Source organism: uncultured Mycobacterium sp. (assembly GCF_964249325.1).
In the GTDB taxonomy this organism is placed as follows: Bacteria; Actinomycetota; Actinomycetes; order Mycobacteriales; family Mycobacteriaceae; genus Mycobacterium.
Genome location: NZ_CAXUCH010000095.1, coordinates 12,023 through 15,610 on the forward strand (window position 1 = coordinate 12,023; position 3,588 = coordinate 15,610).

At 63.9% G+C, this 3,588-nt stretch carries 4 protein-coding genes, 2 tRNA genes and 1 pseudogene (1 of these 7 running past the window's edge); 2 read left to right on the forward strand and 5 right to left on the reverse strand.

Features of this window, described 5'->3' with window-relative positions:
* A pseudogene (locus ACFE99_RS13560) lies at nt 1-328 on the reverse strand (peptidylprolyl isomerase) (it extends 217 nt beyond the left edge of the window).
* A gap of 143 nt (nt 329-471) precedes the next feature.
* Here ACFE99_RS13560 and cwsA point away from each other — a divergent pair.
* A complete protein-coding gene (gene cwsA, locus ACFE99_RS13565; protein WP_375486068.1) occupies nt 472-900 on the forward strand; it encodes a cell wall synthesis protein CwsA in 429 nt (142 codons plus the stop codon).
* Between the two features lie 126 nt (nt 901-1,026).
* Here the strand turns inward: cwsA and ACFE99_RS13570 are convergent, their stop codons facing one another.
* Nucleotides 1,027-1,365, reverse strand: coding sequence for a hemophore-related protein (locus ACFE99_RS13570; RefSeq protein WP_375486070.1), 339 nt, complete (start codon nt 1,363-1,365; stop codon nt 1,027-1,029).
* A gap of 330 nt (nt 1,366-1,695) precedes the next feature.
* Between ACFE99_RS13570 and ACFE99_RS13575 the strand changes: the two genes are divergently transcribed.
* Nucleotides 1,696-2,850, forward strand: a complete 1,155-nt coding sequence (locus ACFE99_RS13575; protein WP_375486072.1) for an IS481 family transposase — start codon at nt 1,696-1,698, stop codon at nt 2,848-2,850.
* 47 nt (nt 2,851-2,897) lie between these two features.
* On the opposite strand, the gene ACFE99_RS13580 is transcribed toward ACFE99_RS13575, so the two are convergent.
* The 3 genes from ACFE99_RS13580 to ACFE99_RS13590 all read right to left on the reverse strand — a co-directional run.
* Nucleotides 2,898-2,970 (reverse strand) — tRNA-Ala (locus ACFE99_RS13580).
* A gap of 136 nt (nt 2,971-3,106) precedes the next feature.
* Nucleotides 3,107-3,183: transfer RNA gene (locus ACFE99_RS13585), tRNA-Ile, on the reverse strand.
* A 58-nt stretch (nt 3,184-3,241) separates the two neighbouring features.
* A partial coding sequence (locus ACFE99_RS13590; protein WP_375486075.1) for a DUF3566 domain-containing protein occupies nt 3,242-3,588 on the reverse strand: 347 nt, incomplete at its 5' end.

The window sequence follows — 3,588 nt, forward strand, 5'->3', positions numbered from 1 at the left end:
GCCGGTCGAACTGCAACTCGGGGTGAAACTCGTCGGCGAACTTGTAGCCCGGACCGCCACGACCGGTGCCGGTCGGGTCGCCGCCCTGGATCATGAATCCCTTGATCACCCGGTGGAAGACCGCCCCGTCGTAGAACGGGCCCGATGTGCCGCCGGATGCGTTCTGGCTCGAGTACTCCTTGGTGCCTTGCGCCAGACCCACGAAGTTGGCGACGGTTTTGGGAGCGTGATTGCCGAACAAGGCGATTTTGATGTCACCACGGTTGGTGTGCAGGGTGGCCGTGGCGGTCTGAATGGGACTGGTAGTCACGACATCGGAGTCTGCCATTTGCGTTCGGCGCAGCCGCACCGGGTCCCACATGCCCCGGCCACACCGTCACGCCACGCGCAGCGGACCTCATTCGCCGCGCGGGCGCCGCGATGGTGGCAGGCTGAGGAGGTTGGGACGCACGGTCGACGGAAAGGGGCGTGATGAGCCTGAAGACGGCAACCCGGTTGACCCCGCGACAACGGCTGACCCGCGGCCTGACATACACGGCGGTCGGGCCGGTAGATGTCACCCGCGGTGTCGTCGGGCTGGGCTTCCATTCCGCTCAGGCGGGCGCGGCCAATCTGCGCAGGCGTTACCGCGAGGGCAGGCTGGCGCGTGAACTGGCAACCGCCCAAGAGGCCATCGCGCAAGAACTGGCCGCCGCTCAACAGGTGGTGTCCGGGCTGCCCGCGGCCCTGCAGCAGGCCCGCCGGTCTCAGCGCCGCAGCAGGCGCCCCTGGCTGATCGCGGGGATCGCCGCGGCCGCCGGGCTCGCCGCGGGGGCGGTGGCGTTCTCGGTGATTCGCCGCTCGTCGCGCTCGGAGCCGTCGCCGCGCCCGCCGAGCGTAGACGTGCAACCCAGGCCGTGATCGGCCGTTAGCAATGTCGTCGATCGGTTGTTTTGCACGGCTGAACGGTTCGTTATCCGGGAAGAATGCTTGGCGTTCGCGACGGCGCCGAAACCTGGGCTAGGCAAGAAGCGCGTGCTCGACCGCTCAGTAGTTGTGGCAGGTGTTGAAGGCTTGCAGGATAAATGGATAGTTCTGTGCAGCGCCCGGTGCGCTCGCAACCTGCTGGGCCATCTGCATGCGTTGACTTGGAGGCGCGGCGAGGAACTGACGCAAAGCGGCGGAATTCTCCGGCGCTGAGTTGAATGCATCGGCAAATCCGGGATCTCCCGCGTTGATCGCCGACACTACCTGTGAATAACTGCAGGTTGAGTTGACCATCGGACCCAGATCAGGATCTGCGGACGCGACCGCGGCCCCGGCGGTCAACGACAATGCCAGACCGCCAACCGCGATACCCAGTCTGGTCAAAGTTAGCTTGGTCATTTCGTCTCCTCCCAACCGATTGCACCGACTCTAAGCGCCCAACTCAGACCATGTAGCCTTTGTCGACGATCTGAATTTTGACCCCCCATCCGCATCATCAACGCGGCCACAGGCGAGCTCCTCCGCCAGCTAACACTCGACCCCACCCGCGACTATCAACCCCGCGGCGTGCGCAGCGGCCGACCAAGAAAAAGCCCAAACCCTAAATGAGGGTTCAGGCTATTCCGATGTCTTGAGACATCACAAGTGTGGAGCCTAGGGTGTCTGAGTTCATGACATCGTTTCAGCTGTCTCGGGACATCGTTCACACCTGAAGACAAGGGTTGAGCGATGGGAATGCCGCAGCTGGTGGTCACGGCCGTGCTGGTCGAAGGGCGAACGAAAAGTGAGGTTGCACGCGAGTACGGGGTCTGTCGTCGGTGGGTGATTACCCTCGTCCAGCGCTACTTGGCCGAGGGCGACGCGGGCCTGCGACCACGCCCACGACGACCGCTTCGCAGCCCCAACCGCACCGCCAAAGACATCGAAGACGAGGTCATCGCGTTACGCAAGGAACTGGAGCGCGATGGGCATGAGGCCGGTGCGGCCACGATCGCGTTTCACCTTCAGCGACGCCACGGTGTCAGCCCCGCGGTGTCCACGATCTGGCGGATCCTGTCAGCCAGAGGCTTCGTCACCCCCCAGCCGCACAAACGCCCCAAAAGCAGCTACATCCGCTTCGCCGCCGAGCAGCCCAACCAACGCTGGCAACTCGACATCACCCATTGGCAACTAGCCGACCGTAGCGATGTCGAGATTCTCAACATCCTCGACGACCACTCCCGGCTGTGCCTTGGCAGCGATACCCTACCGGTGTTCAAGGCCCGCGACGTCAATAACAGCTTCACCAAAGCCGTTGCCGCCTACGGCAATCCGGCCAGCCTGCTCAGCGACAACGGGGCGGTTTTCACCGGCCGCTACCGCGGCACTGGACGAGTCGCCCTCGAAGTCACCCTGCATGCTCGCGGCATCAGCTTTGCCCACTGCCGCCCGTATCACCCGCAGACCTGCGGCAAGGTCGAACGCTTTCACCAAACCCTCAAAAAATGGCTCACCCACCAACCCCCCGCCCACACCGTCGCCCAGCTACAGACCCAGCTCGACACCTTTCGCACCTACTACAACACCGTGCGCCCGCACCGCGCACTGGGCCGTCACACCCCACAACGGGCCTACCTCGCCCGACCCAAAGCAACCCCAACCGGCACCCCACTGCACGCCGGCGCCTACCGCATCCGCCACGACCGCATCGACAGCAACGGCAAGCTCACCCTGCGCCACAACATCCGCCTGCACCACCTCGGCATGGGCCGCCGCTACGCCGGCACCAACGTCTTGATCCTCGTCCACGACCTACACATCCGGGTCGCGACCACCGACGGCCAACTACTACGAGAACTTCACCTCGACCCGACCCGGGACTACCAACCACAAACAAAACCGTGAACGATGTCCCAAGACACATGTGCACGCTGTCCCGAGACATCGCAGTGTGGAGCCTAGGGGATTCGAACCCCTGACTTCTGCCTTGCAAAGGCAGCGCTCTACCAACTGAGCTAAGGCCCCGGGTCGTGACCCGCGGTGTGGTCAGCGGCCACGTGCCATACCTCGACGCGGCGTCGGGATCGCATTACCGCCCCCGCCACGGTGATCGCGGTGAGCAGCAGCGTAAGTCGCACGGCGCGTCGTGGAGAACACATGGTGGTGGGCCTAGGAGGACTCGAACCTCCGACCTCTTCGTTATCAGCGAAGCGCTCTAACCGCCTGAGCTATAGGCCCGTACCCGAGTACGGCCGAGCGCCGAGATTACCGCAATCGGCGCCCACGCCCCAAAACACTAATCCCGGTCTGCCAGCGTCACCTCGATGCCGCCGATCAGGTCCGTCGTCAGGTTGTAGATGAACGCGCCGATCGTTGCCCCCGCTGTCAGCAACACGATGTTGACCAGCCCGATTAGCACCGCGCCGCCGAAGATTGTCCCGCCGGAGACCAGCTCGCCCGTACTGCCGCCGTTGGCGTTGGTGAGCAGGTCGCCGACGTTGCTGTTGAGCTTGCTCCACACACCCATGCCGCCCAGTACCAGGTAGAGGAACGCCACTGCGATCATCCAGACAAAGAACAGCGCCACCGACAAAACCAGCGACACCTTTAACGTGCTCCACGGATCGATGCGGCGGATTTGCA